We start from the raw sequence: 12820 nt of genomic DNA on the forward strand, positions 1-12820 counted from the left end.
GTCATGGCCTTCGATATCGCCACCTCCACGGGGGTGGCCTTCGGGCTCGCGGGGAAAACTCCGCGGGCCACGACGATTGCCCTTGGCAAAAGGGGCGCCACGCAAGCCGCCCGGTTCGCCAAGGCCATTCAGATGACGCGCCACCTGGTGCGCAAGTATGAGCCCGACCACGTGTTCTTCGAGGCTGCCATCGGCGGGGCCCATGCCAATGCGTTCCTGATCGGGCTGGCCGCGTGCGTGACCGGCACCGTGGCCGACGAGGGGGTGCTGGTGCAGGAGGCTAGGATCCAGTCCGTCCGCAAGCACTTCTTGGGCAAGCACCTGACGGCCAGGGACTTCCCCGGTCTCAGCGCCAAGGATTCCCGGCTGGAGATCAAGCAGCGTGTGATCGCCCGGTGCAACCAGCTCGGATGGCAGCCTCGGAATGACGACGAAGGCGATTCACTCGCTCTGTGGGACTATGGCTGCGCGACCCTGCGCGCCGCCCAGAGCGCGCCGCTCGGGGGGCTGTTCAATGGCTGATGTGGACCCGCACCTGGTGCGCGACCTGATCGCCCGGGGCGAGGGCGTCGAGGATATCGCGGTCGCTCTGGAGTGGCCGGTGGAGGAGATCCGCAAGGTGGTCTCCCAGATGCGCGCCGAGGGCGTGATCGAGCAGATTTTCAAGAAGGAGGCGAGCGATGCGTGAGCAGATCAAGAGGCGTGCTCTCAAGGAGCAAAGGAACATCTCCGCCGTCACAAAGCTGGTCGGCGGAGAGGAGAGGATGAAAGTCCTGTCCTATTCGTTTGTGCACTCCAAGTCAGAGCACTTCAGGTTGCACGACGACGATGAGGACTGCGGTCTGTACCGGATCAACATCAAGAAAATGGCGGCAGAGACAGGCCTTACGAAGCGTGAGGTCAGGAAGGCTCTGTCGGACTACTGGTCCGATATGTCGGCGCGCCAGAAGGGGAAGCTGCAATGAGCCTTCACCAGTTCGATCCTGATGTTGCCAAGAAGGTCGGTGTCAACGCCGCGATCCTGTACCAGAACATCGTTTTCTGGACCCGGCACAACATGGCCAACGGCAAGCATTTCCATGACGGCATGTGGTGGACCTACAACTCGCGCAGGGCCTTCGCGGCGCAGTTCGAATACCTCAGCGAGAAGCAGATCCGGCTCTGCCTGGACAAGCTCGTCGACGCCGGGCTGGTCGCTCGCGGGAACTTCAACAAGGAGGGATACGACAACACCTCCTGGTGGGCGCCAACCTGTTCAAGTGGTTGGAAAACAACGCTGGCCCAAAAGGGCCAAGGGCTGGCCCAAAAGGGCCAAGGGCTGGCCCAAAAGGGCCAACCAATACCAGATAGTAAACCAGATACTAAACCAGATGATTCCCCCAAACCCCCACAGGGGGCTGGAGAGGATCTTTTCTCGGACAATGACCAGCCCGCCGAAGCGGTGCCGAAGGTCGCTGACAGGTTCTCCGACTTCTACGAGGCCTACCCGCGGAAGATCGCCCGAGGGAACGCCGAGAAGGCATGGGCCAAGGCCGTGAAGAGCGCGCTGCCGCACGCAATAATCGACGGGGCCAGGCGCTATGCGGCCCTCTGCCGGCAGAAGGGCACGGAGGCGCAGTACATCGCGCACCCGGCCTCCTGGCTGAACGCCCAGCGATGGGCAGACGAGGAGCTTCGCGGCGTGCGGCTCCCGGAAGAGATCACTCCGCAGGACCGGGCCGCCAAGTTCCGGCCGCCCAACTGGCAGACGGTGATCCGATGAACGAACTCCTCCCCAAGATCGACACGTATCTGCGCGTCATCGAAGGCCTCTCGGAACAGGTCGGTGGTGAGCTGGGGGAGAAGATCCAGATCGAGACGCGGCTGGTTCGCGCCTTGATCGCCAAAGCCACAGCGAAAGGGACGAAATCCAGATGAACCTCGACCACAAGGAATTCTACACGCCAGAGGCTGAGCAGCAGCTGCTCGGCGCGCTTCTGACGGACAACGGCAAGCTGGCGATGGTGGGGGATTTCCTCCTGCCTGAGCATTTCCATGACCCGGTGCACCGCCGGATCTACGAGGTGATCCGGGGGCGGGTGGCCAAGGGGCACATCGCCTCACCGGTGACGCTGAAGATGGCGATGGAAGGCGATGAAGGGCTGAAGGAGCTGGGCGGCGCGCGTTACCTGGCGAAGATGGCCGGTGCCTCGGTCGCGAGCTACGCGCTGCGGGACTATGCGCGGGTGGTCGTGCAGGACGCAGCCCGCAGGACGCTCAGAGACGCCGCGCAAGGGGCCATGTCGGGTCTGTCTGGGGGTGGTGAGCCTCAAGAGGTAGCCTTGCGCCTCCTGCACGCCCTGCAGAGCCTCCCGGAAGATGCGGGTCAGGAAAGCTCGGTGTCGCTAGGGAGGGCGGTGATCGAAGCTGTGACCGAGGCCAAGGAGATCTACGAGGGCACGCGCAGCTTCTTCAAGACTGGCATCCGCGCGTTGGACCAGGTGCTGAAAGGTCTGGCGCCGGGCGACTTCTGCCTGATCGGGGGTGCTACGAGTGCCGGGAAGACCTCTCTGGCGCTGGAGATCGCGAAGAACTCGGCTTTCAGGGGTGGCGAGGGTGTGGCCTTCGTCTCTCTGGAGATGACGCACCAGCAGCTGGCAACCCGCTTGGCATCCTCCTTTGCCCGCGTGCCCTATGCGGCGCTGCGCGATGCTGGGTCCATGTCGGAGAAGGATTTTCGTACCTGGTGCGAAGGCGCTCAGGAGACTGCGAAGGGCAATCTGCGGATCATTCCCAAGCATGTCCGCGACGTGCCGGCCATTCATGCAGCCTGCAAGCGTGTCGATCGGGAGTTCGGGGACCAGGTTCCCCTGTCGCTGGTGGTGATCGACTACGTGCAGCTGTGTCGAGCGCCCGGGGCGAAGCGGTTCGAGCAGATGACCGAGGTGTCCATCCAGACCAAGCACATGGCCGCTATGCTGGGCGTGCCGGTGATCGGCCTTGTCCAGCTCTCCCGCGACCTCGGTCACCGCGACGATAAGCGGCCTGGGCTCAGCGACATCAAGGAGACCGGTCAGTTCGAGAACGACGCCGACCAGGTGATCTTCTGCCACCGGGAACAATACTGGCTGGAGCGCAAAGGGCCTCAGCTGGACAGGAGCGGGCAGGTGACGATGGAGGCTCAGGCTGATTTCGAGGCCGATATGGCTGCCTGTCGTAACCGCGTGGAGCTGATCGTGCGGAAGAACCGGCACGGCCAGCTCGCAACCGCCGAGGTGGGCTGCCACATGCCGACCGCTCGCTTCTGGGACCTGCAAGCTCAAGAGGAGATGCCGCTGTGAACCGTATGGCATTTGGAAAATCGAAGCCGAACCGCCGCCGCGTGGCCGAGCTGGCCCTGGATCACGATGCCGAAGACATCGCCGAGATCTTCGGGGTTAGCGTGGCCGAGATCTCGCTGCTGATGCCGAAGGACACGAGCGCCCGGTTCGAGCTGGTGAACCTGACCGCGACGGCCAAGCATCCGGCCGGCAAGCGTTGGCCGGTCAAGTCCCTGCGGATGGGGTATCGCGAGGCGCAGCTGAAGGGCCTGGTCGAGCATGAGACGGTGAGGGCGCGGTGATGGGAGTTTTTGGCAAGGAGACCGAGCTTTGTGAAGCCTTTATCGAAACTGTGCCGAAGGATTGGCAGGTATATCCGGAGACAGCGGGCTGGGACATGCTGCTGGTCCACAAGGTCACCGGTTACCAGATCGGGGTCGAGGCGAAGCTGAGGCTGAACGCCAAGGTGATCCGCCAAGCCGCCGAGGCCGTCGTGCACAGCCGGTTCGACGCGCAACAAGGCCCAGACTTTCGTGCGGTTCTGGTGCCAGAGGCGTCAGGCGACATGATGGCTGTCTGCAAGCTGGTTGGGCTCACGATTATCACAATGCGGCGGCGTGATCGCTACGTGAGCTACCACGATAGCCAGTGCAGTAAGACATGGCAGTCTCAACCGGCGCTTCCGAAGTTCACGAAGGCCGATTTGAAAGACATCAGGGCAGCTGACATCTGGCTCGACAGCGCCTCGTGGCATGACTGCGCGCCGCTGCAGAAGCACAACCTCCCCGAATATGTGCCGGACGTCGCCGCCGGGGCCTCGGCGCCGCAGACGGTCGGACACTGGAAGATCCAGGCGATGAAGGTCTGCCAGGTCATCGAGAAGCACACCTTCATCCATCGTTCCGACTTCAAGGCCCTCGGTATCAGCATGTCGCTGTGGACATCGAGCGGCTGGCTGCAGAGGTCCGATTTTCGGGGCTGGTGGGTGGCCGGGCACAATTTCCCATCTGGCCGATTCCGCGCCCAGCACCAGAAGGTCTGGTCTGACATCGAGGCCGACCAAGAGAAATGGATGGCCAAGGCCAAGCTGCGCGTGGATCGACCGGCGGGGCTGCCGTTCGATGATCGGAGCTGAGAAAGGAACCATATGGACCAGAAGTTCCTGCAAAAGGCCCAAGAGGCAGGCTGGGTGATCGAGGCCGTTCACGAGGACTCGTGCATCGTGCGGTGCCCGGTCGACGGCTGCGGGATGCGTGCCCGGGTCCGCGCCAAGGGCGACGTGCCGCCGCGGATCAACGACCGGGTGCCGAGCAACTATCCTGTCGGAAGTTTCGATGACGCGCGCCAGATCCTGCGGGATCGCCGCGAGGACCTGGCGCTGAGCATCGTTGAGGTGGAAGAGGCCGCCGGGCTGACCAAGGATCACTTGGCCAAGATCGAGCGCGACAGGGACGGACGGGTGCCGAACCTCGACACGTTCATCTATTGGGCCAACGCCCTCGGTTTCGACCTGGTGCTGCGCCCAGCCGACCTGCCGAGGAAGACGCAGAGCATGATCTGCGACACGCGCGCTCTTACTGGTCGCCGGGGGCGTCGGTTTGAGAACGAGCGCCGGCGCCGGGCAGGCGGCCGAGATCCGCGCTGAGGCGCTTCCGCAGCGCCCATTCCTGAAGCAGCAGGATCGACCAGGCAGGGATCATGCGCGGCTCTCTATGCCAGCGGCTCCAGTTCTGCCTGGTCATGTCCAAGGCTTCGGTCACGCGCCCGACAAGCCCGGTTCCCCCGAAGACTTCTTCGGCAAGCTCGTCCAGACGCTTCAGGCGCTCTTCGGGCGTGAGGTCGCGGATTTCCTGCGTCGACTGCATTGCCAAAGTTTCCATGGGGTCTTACCTTCCAGACTGTTCCATCGCTGTGGGACACGCGCCCTCTGCCCGTTCCGGCCCCGCAAGGGGTAGGGCAGGGGCGCACCTTCATCCCTACATCACGCCGCCGCGCCTGCAAGCTCCTCCTCGTGGGCGAAATCGCCCTGCTCGACGCGATAGCCGGTCACGCCGGGAAGCGAGGCGCAGGCCTCGGGCAGGATCGAGCGCAGGGCGTCCATCGTCACGCCGGGCGCCGGGTCGCGCGGTTCCTGGCACAGCAGCACGGACAGGGCAGGGGTCGCGGTGATGGCGGCGACGTAGTGGACAGGGGACCAGCGGCCCCGGGCGAAGAGATAGAGCTTGATCATGGGGAGAGTTCCTTTCTCGCTGTGGTCGTGCGGTTCCGGTCGCACGGGGGAGCGGCCCAGCCCGGGGCCGCTCTGCCGGTGCGTCAGGCGTTCAGCTTCTCGCAAAGCTGGTCGATCTCGTCGCCGTCCAGGTCGATGACGGTGCCGCCGTCGGTGGCGATGTCATGGATGGGGGCGCTGCGGTTCTCGGGGTTGCCCATGCCGCACTGCTGGTAGAAGCGAAGCGCGGCCAGGATCGTCGCAAGTTCCTGCGCCGTGAGCGCGCCGCCCCGCGTCCCTGCCTCGGTGGCCTCCGCCTCATACCGGGCGGTGATGGCATCCTGTTCCGCCTGATGCTCTGCAAAGTTTCCCATGGGTTCATCCTTCTCGCTGAGTTCGGTCAGGTCGATCCAATGCGACCCGTCGTCGCCGATGACCTCGAAAACGGTGGCGGTGGTGCCCGCTCTGGTCTGGTGTGCCCGTGCCTGGCGCGCCGCCTCTTCGGGCGTGTCCGCCGTGATGTCGATTTGCCAGCAAACGCTGAAATCCATTGTCTTCCCTTCCTCTTGCTGTGGGTGTCCGAGCCGTTCCGGTGGCCCGTCATGCTGGCAGGACGATGATGCGACCCGCGCGCGCGCGCTGCTGCCTAAGCTGATCGGCGTGCTTTTCTGCTTCATGCTCTGTGGCATAGCGCGTTGGGTGGTTCTCCTTGTCGAAAGACCACCACGGAAACCCGTGTTCCGCGTAATACGCGAGGCGTTTCGCGCTGTTTTCGTAAGCGATTACAAACATTTTAGTCCCCATTGCTGTGGTTCACTCTCGCCCGGTTCCGGTCGGGCGTCGTAGGCACGGCCCACGGGATGCCGCCCCGCATGGGGGCGGTCACCGGTGCGTCATGCGGCGGCGGGGGTGTGGGGCGCGTTCAGCTCCTCGCAGATGGAGGAAATCACCTCGTCCATCGCGATGGCCTGACCGGTGGTGGTGCGGGCCCAGATGGTCAGCCCGGCAAAGTCCTTGTCGACCTTCTCGCCCCGGGCCTCGAGCTTGTCGGCCAGCCAGTCCGTCACGATCCAGTGTTCGAACACCTCGCGGTCGTAGGGTTCGATCTCGGACAGCTCGCAAGCCTCTTCGGCGGTGTCCGCTTCCTCGTCGTGGTCCTCGTGGATCCAGACCACCGGGCGCGGCTTGGTGGGATCGGTGTCGGCGCCTGCGGCCCGCTTCCAGCCTTCATCAAGCGCCGCGCTCTCGTAGTCGGGAAGAGGGAAGCTCAGGGCTTGCGCCTGCTCGGTCAGCTGCTCCAGCTCGCGCACATCGTGGCCGATGCTGCCACCCACGGCGAGGGTGTGAACGAGGGAGGAAGCGAGGTGGCAGACTTCGCGGCGCACGAGATCTTCGGGGGTGATGGTCATGGGAAAGTTTCCTTCGCTGTGGAGTTGCCCCGGGGTTCCGGTCCCGGGCGCAGTGGTGTTGAGGTGAGAGGCGGTCATCAGATCAGCTCCCGAACGGCGGAGGGCACGACGCGGGCGAGGCGGGTCAGGCCGCGCGGGGTAACGCGCACCTGTTCAGAAACCCTCTCGCTGCCATCGGCGCGGAGCACGGTGGTCACCTTGTGCTCAAGGAAGCCGGCTACGGTCTTGCTCTGGTAGCCAAGCCAGGTGCTGCTGCCGGTGCGCTTGTAGATCCACCCGTTCTGGCTCAGCCACGCGAACAGATCCTTGGGGCGCACCTGCAGGGCCTTGGCGGCCTCGGTGATGTTCAGGCTGCCATCGGCTTGCGCAATGCGGTCCAGCTCCTCCTCGGCGTGGGAAAGCTCCTCCACGCGCTTTTCAAGCTGTTCCGCCCGCTCGCTGTAGTTCAGCAGCAGCCCGCGAAGCTGTGCGGGGTCGTTCAGGTCGATCTGCTGGGCAGGGCGGGCCGCCTCTTTCTCCTCCAGCTGCTGCCACTTATCGATGATCGCTTTGCGCAGCTTGACCTTGTAGCCCGCAATAAGTGTCACGGTGTGGTTGTAGTCCAAGCTGATTTCAGCGACGAAACCCCGGGTGTCGCGGCGCACCTTGATGCCCTCCACGCGACCATTCCCCAAATCTGGGGTATCGATGCCCCAGCCCATCTTGTCAAAGAAGGCTTCATATTTGTCTCGGTCAGGGAGGCCAGCGTTGACCGCTTCGTCACCGTAGAGGCCCATCAACATCTTTCGAATGTCCCTAAGCACGTGATCGTGTCGCTTGCCGCAGAGGTCTGCGATTTCAAGCGAGGACATAGTGACGGGCTGACCATCTGGCAGGTTAAGTTGGACGCTCATGCCGTGATCTCCTCCACCAGCGCGCGCAGTTCTTCGGCCAGAGCCTCGGAGCTGGGGCAGCTGCTGAGATCGTGCTGGCCGAAGTCGGTATGGGCGGCCAGCTTCAGGATGAAATCGGCCATCGACTGCGAGGGCACATCAACGATGCTGTCAGCCAGGGCGCAGACACGTTGCACGAGGGGCAGGCTCTCGGCATCGCTCAAATCGTCGGGCGTGGCCTCAAGCTCCTGCGTGGCGCTCTGCCAGCGGTGGAACATGACCTGCACGGGGCTAACGCCCTCGGCGGCATGGGTGATTGCGGGGATGGTGAGTGCGGCAGCAGGCAGAGCCTTGATAAAGCCGCGTCTTGTCGCTACATTCATGAGCGATCTCCTTTGACATTGGGTGGATCATTTAGAGGCCGTTTGGGAGTGCAATCCCGGCGGCCTCGCGCGTTTCAGGTGTTCTCCTGGCTTCCCTCCTCCTTCAAAATGGCCTGCATCGTCGGTTCGAGACGGTGAAGGATCTCCCCGTTCAAGCTCCGATGATTGCGGGCGGCTTCGACCTTGAGCGCTTCTCTCCACCCTTCCGGGAGGCGGAGCATGAAGCGGCCGGCGGACGGGTCCTTAGCGGCTGCCAATGTCTGTTCCTTTCGCTGTGATATTCCTAGTCGGCATCATTAAGTTGGATGATGCTGATGGTGATGTCAAGTCGGAACTAGTTGCTAGTTGGAATATCTGCGGACTAGATGAGCGAATGGCAGATAGAACCCCGTACCCGAGCGAGACGCAGGAGCGCTTTATTGTGCGCCTTCCTGATGGAATGCGTGACCGCATCAGATCCGCCGCCGAGGCCAATAACCGCTCTATGAACGCGGAGATCGTGGCCACGCTGGAAGAGAAGTACCCGGCCCCTGTGGTTGAGTACGACCCCGAGAGGGTTGCCGAGTTGCTGGAGCGGATGCAGGCTGTCCTGGAGAGCTACAGTGAGCCCGGAGCTAGCCAAGAGGACACGTGGGTGAAGGCGGCGGAGTTTGCTGCGCTCAGGGACGAGGTCAGGCAGTACCTACCGAGGAAGCAAGGGGAGACGAGAGAATGAAGGTTCTGGTATGGGCGGCCCTGCCGCTATTGGCGGCTTGCTCAATGGATATGGGGCGCGCCAGCTTCTCCGAGTGGGAGGGTTCGCGCGTTGGCGATCTGATTGCCAAGGTTGGCTATCCGGACGCAGAGGCAAACACCGCAGGTGCGAAGCGCTATAGCTGGATCGACGAGTGGCGGTCGGTGGGCACGATTGGGAACGAGACCGGGCAACACGTTCTCACCTGCACGAGGACCGTATACGTGAGCGGTGACGTCATTGTCGAAGCCAAGGCAGAGGGTGCTATCTGCTCGCGTCGTGAAGATCAATTCCGGCGGTAGGGCCTGAAAGGTGTGGGCATGATACCCACACCCTCCGAAAGGCGTTGCCATCATGGCAACTACATTTAGGTCAGGAGGCGGCGGAGATGGAAAGATACCTTGTTCCGATCTACCTAATTGGGGACGCGGCGACATTCATCTACCTGATCTACAAAGACTTTCCTGACTTCAATGGATGGAACTGGATCTTCATCATACCGCTAGACATGATCGTGGCGCAGGTGTGGCCGGTTTACTGGGCTATCCTGCATTGGGTGTTCTGATGATCCTGCTGGTACACGCGTAGGGCCTGAGGTGGTGCTGACGGTGCTTGCCTGCCTAGCTATCGTCGGCGTCTTCGTTGGGGTCGCCATCCGCGACCGAAGCACTCAGCCTCTAATTGGCCTCGGCGTGCTGCTCCTGATTAGCCTGGGCATGTGGCTGGCTGACACCCTCTAACCCCTCCCGTGTCTCAAAATGCGTCACGCTTGCCCGGCCACCATGTGAGCCGGTGAGCCATTGCGCACCCACGCCCCACCACCAACCCGCCCCGGTGCATTCCCTCCCCTCCCTCCTCCCTCGTACCCTCCAACCCATGACCCAGATACAAGCCTCCGATAAGACCCTCTCACCCGTCTACAAGCGCCGCGTATCGACCAAGGTACGCAAAGCACTACAGACAAGGTTGAAGCATCGCCTTCCCTGGGCCGAGTGCGCGCAGCGCGCCGGGCTGTCCGAGGCCGCAATCTACAAGGCCCGCAACCAGCCACACGTTCAAGCCCTGTGGGAGCAGCTCAAGGCCCAATACATTAAGGAAGCCGAAGAGCTGGAGCCCGTCTTGAAGGCCCACGCTCTGCACGTCGCGGGCGAACTCCTCGACCAAAAGGAGAGCCTGCCGGTAAGGGCAAGAATGGTGGAGTTTCTCAGGCGCGAGCCGCCCGGCCCAGCTGTTGCGGTGCAGATCAACACCAATGCCGGGGGGGACTACACCTACCCCCGTCCAGGATCTCTGGTGGTTGAGATCACGCCTCCCCCTGATACCAAGTCAGAGGGTCAAGACGAGGAAATCTAGCGAATACAGCGGCTTGTGCCATCTGTTGTGATGCTGTCCCGTCACAACAGGGCACGGTGCCACCCCCTCGGCCCTGTCCCTGCCCCCTGTCGATGAGGGGGGGGAGGGTCGCGATCGAGGGGGGTGGGGGCAAAAACCGCGCGCGCGATTTGGCTAGTCGTCCTCCTCTCTCGCGGGCCGTTAAAGTTCTGAAAAAAATAAATAAAACTGCTGCGGATGGTGCTGATTGGGGTGCTGCTGATGGTTTCTTGCTTGGAGTGTCACAAAGGCAACCTGTGCCCCGGGCTGGATACCGGCATGAGGCGGGATTGATTTCACATATCGAACATTTCCGGCGCGGATCAGGCTGTTGCATGTGAGATGTGGCGCCTGGGGCTGATTTTCGCGGGGTCTGACCTTGGATCTTGGGAGAATTGCGGATGTCGAACCTGAAGACGATTGCGACGGAGAGAGACCAGTGCGCGGAGGCGGTGATCGCCCGGCTGGAAGAGGCGCTGGAACATGCCCGGGAAAACCCGCAGGCCGCTGTCTCAATTTTTACCATGGGCCGGGATGGAGTTCTGTCTCATGGGCACACCTGCGACAGCACGGTTCATCTGGTCGGGATGATCGAGATGCAGAAGGCTGAGATCATGACCAGCTGGGGTGATGACTGATGGCAAAGATGCCGGTCACGCCCGATGGGCGGAGGGTCTACATCCCGGACGGTGAGGTGATTACCGCGTTCTTCTGGGATCAGCCGAAGTTCGGCGCGATACAGGGGCCCATTGGCTCGGGCACATCGACGGCCGGTTGCCACAAGATCTGGCGCCTGGCCTGTGAGCAGGAGCCTGACGACGACGGGGTGCGTCGAACGCGATGGGCGGTCTGCCGGCGGACCTACAAGGAACTGCGCGAGACGATCATCAAGACGACTTGGCTGCTGTGGTTCCCGGAGGATAAGTGGGGGCCGTTCATCCGATCTGAACCGATGGTGCACCGTCTGATCGACGTGAAGAATGGTGGTCCGAGGCCGCATCCGTCAGGGGATGGAACGTTCGTCGACTGTGAGGTGATCTTCCTGGCGGTTCCCGATGCCGACGTGGCCGAAGAGATCTGCGCCTCCTACGAGATCACGGGTTTCTTCTTCAACGAAGGTCAGTTCGTGGAAAAGGAGGTGATCGACGAGCTTCTTTCCCGGTGTGGCCGATACCCGTCGATGTCGATGGGGAATGGGGCGACGTGGTGGGGCGGCTTCATGGACATGAACGCGCCGATCGAGGGCCACTGGATCCCCTACATGCGGGGGGACATTCCTCTGCCGGCGGAGATGTCGGACGATGAAAAGGAGAGCTTCGAAAAGCCGGATGATTGGGCGTTCTATATTCAGCCGCCCGGCCTGATCGAAGAGATCGTCGACGGCAGGCCCGCTTACCGTGAAAACCCGAAGGCGGAGAACCAGAAGTGGCTGAAGGAGCCCTACACGGAGAAGATCAAGGGCAAGAAAAAGGACTGGATCGACCGGCGGGTGCTGAACAAGGTCGGGCTGCACCAGGCCGGAAAGCCGGTCTATCCCACCTTCTCGGAGGCGGATCACGTGCATCCGTATGACCTTGAACCCGTGGAGGGGCTGCCGATTGTCATAGGCCTTGATTTCGGCCGGATGCCTTCTGCCGTTTTCATGCAACAGGCCAATGGTCTCTGGACCGCGCATTCCGAGTTGGTCGGTGATGGTGAAAGCGCCCAGCTGTTCGCTCCCAAAGTGAAAAAACATCTGGCGCGCTGGTATCCTGGTGCGAGGACGGAGTTCTGGGGCGATCCGCGCGGCAATGACGGCACCCAGGCGACGGAGGACACGGCCTACAGCGTCTTTCTTGCCCATGGGATGCGGGTGTTGATGGCCACGACAGATAACGATCCAGAGCTACGCCGCTCGACCGTGGAAGGGGTTCTCGAAAAGCGGGTGGGGCTCAAGGTCAACCCGACGCGCTGCCCTGTACTGAAGCGTGGCCTGGCCGGCGGCTACCACTTCCGTAAGATCAAAGGGCAGCCGGGCATGTTCTCCCCTAACCCGGTCAAGAATGTCTATTCCCACGTCATCGACGCAATGGAGAACGCTCTCCTCGGTGGCGGTGAAGGCTATGCCCTGGTGGCGAACAAGGAGCGGCCCCGCCCGCGGCCGGCGGTGGCCAAGCGGGAGCGGATCAGCCTGCGGAGGCGGGCATAGAAATTTGGCACTCAGCTAGATCGCTTGGCGGAGCGCATCCGCTTTTCCAAAAACAGGAGCAAAATATGCACGTAAAAATTCACACGGCTGCGGTTCCCGATGGCGAAAGCACCATCAGCAATAGCGCAGCGTCTCTCGTGCGGATGGGTTTCAATCCGAGCCGCCTGGAGCCAGTCGACCGCATCAAGGCACTCGCAGCCGCGCTGATATCGGAATGCGAGGCGATCCGCGACGGCGGCGGCAAAGGAGCCCGCGAAGCTGCCATTGCCATTACCGACGCACAGAAGACCAGCATGATGGCAGTCGCAGCCGCGACCGCAGATCTGTGAATTGATCGGGGCGGCGATTGCCGTCCC

General features: G+C 62.5%; 24 protein-coding genes. 16 read left to right on the forward strand and 8 right to left on the reverse strand.

All coding sequences use genetic code 11. The features are described 5' to 3' along the window. Nucleotides 1–3 precede the first annotated feature (3 nt). From OS124_RS0101760 to OS124_RS0101800, 9 genes are read left to right on the forward strand one after another with little or no spacing between them, the layout of a single operon-like run. Entirely contained in the window at nucleotides 4–522 is a 519-nt protein-coding gene (locus OS124_RS0101760; protein WP_010137568.1) for a hypothetical protein, read from the forward strand. Continuing rightward, a complete protein-coding gene (locus OS124_RS27195; protein ID WP_168161418.1) occupies nucleotides 515–688 on the forward strand; it encodes a hypothetical protein in 174 nt (57 codons plus the stop codon). The genes OS124_RS0101760 and OS124_RS27195 overlap by 8 nt, the downstream gene beginning before the upstream one ends. Further along, a complete protein-coding gene (locus OS124_RS0101770; protein WP_010137569.1) occupies nucleotides 681–965 on the forward strand; it encodes a hypothetical protein in 285 nt (94 codons plus the stop codon). The genes OS124_RS27195 and OS124_RS0101770 overlap by 8 nt, the downstream gene beginning before the upstream one ends. After that, a complete protein-coding gene (locus OS124_RS25855) occupies nucleotides 962–1762 on the forward strand; it encodes a hypothetical protein (RefSeq protein WP_010137571.1) in 801 nt (266 codons plus the stop codon). Before OS124_RS0101770 ends, OS124_RS25855 begins: the two co-directional genes overlap by 4 nt. Continuing rightward, nucleotides 1759–1917: a hypothetical protein gene (locus tag OS124_RS27200; protein ID WP_168161419.1), complete on the forward strand. Its 159-nt coding sequence runs from the start codon at nucleotides 1759–1761 to the stop codon at nucleotides 1915–1917. The genes OS124_RS25855 and OS124_RS27200 overlap by 4 nt, the downstream gene beginning before the upstream one ends. After that, nucleotides 1914–3320 (forward strand): DnaB-like helicase C-terminal domain-containing protein, encoded by a 1407-nt coding sequence (locus OS124_RS23380; RefSeq protein ID WP_010137572.1) that lies wholly within the window; start codon nucleotides 1914–1916, stop codon nucleotides 3318–3320. The genes OS124_RS27200 and OS124_RS23380 overlap by 4 nt, the downstream gene beginning before the upstream one ends. Beyond that, nucleotides 3317–3601: a hypothetical protein gene (locus OS124_RS0101790; RefSeq protein WP_138919388.1), complete on the forward strand. Its 285-nt coding sequence runs from the start codon at nucleotides 3317–3319 to the stop codon at nucleotides 3599–3601. Before OS124_RS23380 ends, OS124_RS0101790 begins: the two co-directional genes overlap by 4 nt. Continuing rightward, on the forward strand, nucleotides 3601–4434 hold the full coding sequence (locus tag OS124_RS0101795; RefSeq protein ID WP_010137574.1) for a hypothetical protein: 834 nt from the start codon (nucleotides 3601–3603) through the stop codon (nucleotides 4432–4434). The genes OS124_RS0101790 and OS124_RS0101795 overlap by 1 nt, the downstream gene beginning before the upstream one ends. Nucleotides 4435–4446: 12 nt before the next feature. Then, nucleotides 4447–4944 carry a helix-turn-helix domain-containing protein gene (locus tag OS124_RS0101800; RefSeq protein ID WP_010137575.1) on the forward strand — a complete coding sequence of 166 codons (498 nt, stop codon included), beginning with the start codon at nucleotides 4447–4449 and terminating at the stop codon, nucleotides 4942–4944. Here the strand turns inward: OS124_RS0101800 and OS124_RS0101805 are convergent. From OS124_RS0101805 to OS124_RS28315, 8 genes are all read right to left on the reverse strand, one after another. Next, complete coding sequence (locus OS124_RS0101805; RefSeq protein ID WP_010137576.1) at nucleotides 4874–5164, reverse strand: hypothetical protein; 291 nt, start codon at nucleotides 5162–5164, stop codon at nucleotides 4874–4876. The two genes, OS124_RS0101800 and OS124_RS0101805, sit on opposite strands and share 71 nt — an antisense overlap. Before the next feature lie 116 nt (nucleotides 5165–5280). After that, the gene (locus tag OS124_RS0101810; protein ID WP_010137577.1) at nucleotides 5281–5529 is read right to left on the reverse strand and encodes a hypothetical protein; all 249 of its coding nucleotides are present in this window, start codon (nucleotides 5527–5529) and stop codon (nucleotides 5281–5283) included. 83 nt (nucleotides 5530–5612) lie between these two features. Continuing rightward, complete coding sequence (locus tag OS124_RS0101815) at nucleotides 5613–6059, reverse strand: hypothetical protein (RefSeq protein ID WP_010137579.1); 447 nt, start codon at nucleotides 6057–6059, stop codon at nucleotides 5613–5615. A 49-nt stretch (nucleotides 6060–6108) separates the two neighbouring features. Next, nucleotides 6109–6300 carry a hypothetical protein gene (locus OS124_RS0101820; protein WP_138919389.1) on the reverse strand — a complete coding sequence of 64 codons (192 nt, stop codon included), beginning with the start codon at nucleotides 6298–6300 and terminating at the stop codon, nucleotides 6109–6111. 101 nt (nucleotides 6301–6401) lie between these two features. Next, complete coding sequence (locus OS124_RS25860) at nucleotides 6402–6917, reverse strand: hypothetical protein (RefSeq protein ID WP_010137580.1); 516 nt, start codon at nucleotides 6915–6917, stop codon at nucleotides 6402–6404. Between the two features lie 77 nt (nucleotides 6918–6994). Further along, entirely contained in the window at nucleotides 6995–7810 is an 816-nt protein-coding gene (locus tag OS124_RS23390; RefSeq protein WP_040606518.1) for a phage antirepressor KilAC domain-containing protein, read from the reverse strand. After that, nucleotides 7807–8172, reverse strand: a complete 366-nt coding sequence (locus tag OS124_RS0101835; RefSeq protein WP_010137582.1) for a hypothetical protein — start codon at nucleotides 8170–8172, stop codon at nucleotides 7807–7809. Before OS124_RS0101835 ends, OS124_RS23390 begins: the two co-directional genes overlap by 4 nt. 74 nt (nucleotides 8173–8246) lie before the next feature. Next, entirely contained in the window at nucleotides 8247–8393 is a 147-nt protein-coding gene (locus tag OS124_RS28315) for an Arc family DNA-binding protein (RefSeq protein ID WP_443189679.1), read from the reverse strand. Nucleotides 8394–8545: 152 nt separating this feature from the next. On the opposite strand from OS124_RS28315, the gene OS124_RS25865 reads away from it, so the two are divergent. The 7 genes from OS124_RS25865 (at nucleotide 8546) to OS124_RS0101880 (ending at nucleotide 12793) form a co-directional block, all read left to right on the forward strand. Beyond that, nucleotides 8546–8887, forward strand: a complete 342-nt coding sequence (locus tag OS124_RS25865) for an Arc family DNA-binding protein (protein ID WP_010137584.1) — start codon at nucleotides 8546–8548, stop codon at nucleotides 8885–8887. Continuing rightward, entirely contained in the window at nucleotides 8884–9207 is a 324-nt protein-coding gene (locus OS124_RS0101850) for a hypothetical protein (RefSeq protein ID WP_010137585.1), read from the forward strand. Before OS124_RS25865 ends, OS124_RS0101850 begins: the two co-directional genes overlap by 4 nt. An 86-nt stretch (nucleotides 9208–9293) precedes the next feature. Then, nucleotides 9294–9470 carry a hypothetical protein gene (locus OS124_RS27205; protein WP_168161420.1) on the forward strand — a complete coding sequence of 59 codons (177 nt, stop codon included), beginning with the start codon at nucleotides 9294–9296 and terminating at the stop codon, nucleotides 9468–9470. A gap of 311 nt (nucleotides 9471–9781) precedes the next feature. Continuing rightward, complete coding sequence (locus tag OS124_RS0101865) at nucleotides 9782–10258, forward strand: hypothetical protein (RefSeq protein ID WP_138919390.1); 477 nt, start codon at nucleotides 9782–9784, stop codon at nucleotides 10256–10258. A 419-nt stretch (nucleotides 10259–10677) separates the two neighbouring features. After that, nucleotides 10678–10914, forward strand: coding sequence for a hypothetical protein (locus tag OS124_RS0101870; RefSeq protein WP_010137588.1), 237 nt, complete (start codon nucleotides 10678–10680; stop codon nucleotides 10912–10914). Continuing rightward, nucleotides 10914–12464: a hypothetical protein gene (locus OS124_RS0101875; RefSeq protein ID WP_010137589.1), complete on the forward strand. Its 1551-nt coding sequence runs from the start codon at nucleotides 10914–10916 to the stop codon at nucleotides 12462–12464. Before OS124_RS0101870 ends, OS124_RS0101875 begins: the two co-directional genes overlap by 1 nt. Nucleotides 12465–12529: 65 nt before the next feature. Then, nucleotides 12530–12793, forward strand: coding sequence for an Acb2/Tad1 domain-containing protein (locus tag OS124_RS0101880; RefSeq protein ID WP_029375096.1), 264 nt, complete (start codon nucleotides 12530–12532; stop codon nucleotides 12791–12793). Nucleotides 12794–12820 lie beyond the last annotated feature (27 nt).

This window comes from Oceanicola sp. S124 (genome assembly GCF_000220565.1).
Taxonomy (GTDB): Bacteria; Pseudomonadota; Alphaproteobacteria; order Rhodobacterales; family Rhodobacteraceae; genus Pseudooceanicola.

Bases quoted from the DNA above. Each gene is read 5' to 3' on its own strand.
- OS124_RS25865 (WP_010137584.1), top strand. From the start codon at position 8,546: ATGGCAGATAGAACCCCGTACCCGAGCGAGACGCAGGAGCGCTTTATT.
- OS124_RS0101820 (WP_138919389.1), bottom strand. From the start codon at position 6,300: ATGTTTGTAATCGCTTACGAAAACAGCGCGAAACGCCTCGCGTATTAC.
- OS124_RS0101850 (WP_010137585.1), top strand. From the start codon at position 8,884: ATGAAGGTTCTGGTATGGGCGGCCCTGCCGCTATTGGCGGCTTGCTCA.
- OS124_RS27205 (WP_168161420.1), top strand. From the start codon at position 9,294: ATGGAAAGATACCTTGTTCCGATCTACCTAATTGGGGACGCGGCGACA.
- OS124_RS0101800 (WP_010137575.1), top strand. From the start codon at position 4,447: ATGGACCAGAAGTTCCTGCAAAAGGCCCAAGAGGCAGGCTGGGTGATC.
- OS124_RS25860 (WP_010137580.1), bottom strand. From the start codon at position 6,917: ATGACCATCACCCCCGAAGATCTCGTGCGCCGCGAAGTCTGCCACCTC.
- OS124_RS0101835 (WP_010137582.1), bottom strand. From the start codon at position 8,172: ATGAATGTAGCGACAAGACGCGGCTTTATCAAGGCTCTGCCTGCTGCC.
- OS124_RS0101770 (WP_010137569.1), top strand. From the start codon at position 681: ATGCGTGAGCAGATCAAGAGGCGTGCTCTCAAGGAGCAAAGGAACATC.
- OS124_RS0101795 (WP_010137574.1), top strand. From the start codon at position 3,601: ATGGGAGTTTTTGGCAAGGAGACCGAGCTTTGTGAAGCCTTTATCGAA.
- OS124_RS0101810 (WP_010137577.1), bottom strand. From the start codon at position 5,529: ATGATCAAGCTCTATCTCTTCGCCCGGGGCCGCTGGTCCCCTGTCCAC.
- OS124_RS0101815 (WP_010137579.1), bottom strand. From the start codon at position 6,059: ATGGATTTCAGCGTTTGCTGGCAAATCGACATCACGGCGGACACGCCC.
- OS124_RS0101805 (WP_010137576.1), bottom strand. From the start codon at position 5,164: ATGCAGTCGACGCAGGAAATCCGCGACCTCACGCCCGAAGAGCGCCTG.
- OS124_RS25855 (WP_010137571.1), top strand. From the start codon at position 962: ATGAGCCTTCACCAGTTCGATCCTGATGTTGCCAAGAAGGTCGGTGTC.
- OS124_RS28315 (WP_443189679.1), bottom strand. From the start codon at position 8,393: ATGCTCCGCCTCCCGGAAGGGTGGAGAGAAGCGCTCAAGGTCGAAGCC.
- OS124_RS23380 (WP_010137572.1), top strand. From the start codon at position 1,914: ATGAACCTCGACCACAAGGAATTCTACACGCCAGAGGCTGAGCAGCAG.
- OS124_RS23390 (WP_040606518.1), bottom strand. From the start codon at position 7,810: ATGAGCGTCCAACTTAACCTGCCAGATGGTCAGCCCGTCACTATGTCC.
- OS124_RS0101870 (WP_010137588.1), top strand. From the start codon at position 10,678: ATGTCGAACCTGAAGACGATTGCGACGGAGAGAGACCAGTGCGCGGAG.
- OS124_RS0101875 (WP_010137589.1), top strand. From the start codon at position 10,914: ATGGCAAAGATGCCGGTCACGCCCGATGGGCGGAGGGTCTACATCCCG.
- OS124_RS27195 (WP_168161418.1), top strand. From the start codon at position 515: ATGGCTGATGTGGACCCGCACCTGGTGCGCGACCTGATCGCCCGGGGC.
- OS124_RS0101880 (WP_029375096.1), top strand. From the start codon at position 12,530: ATGCACGTAAAAATTCACACGGCTGCGGTTCCCGATGGCGAAAGCACC.
- OS124_RS0101760 (WP_010137568.1), top strand. From the start codon at position 4: ATGGCCTTCGATATCGCCACCTCCACGGGGGTGGCCTTCGGGCTCGCG.
- OS124_RS27200 (WP_168161419.1), top strand. From the start codon at position 1,759: ATGAACGAACTCCTCCCCAAGATCGACACGTATCTGCGCGTCATCGAA.
- OS124_RS0101865 (WP_138919390.1), top strand. From the start codon at position 9,782: ATGACCCAGATACAAGCCTCCGATAAGACCCTCTCACCCGTCTACAAG.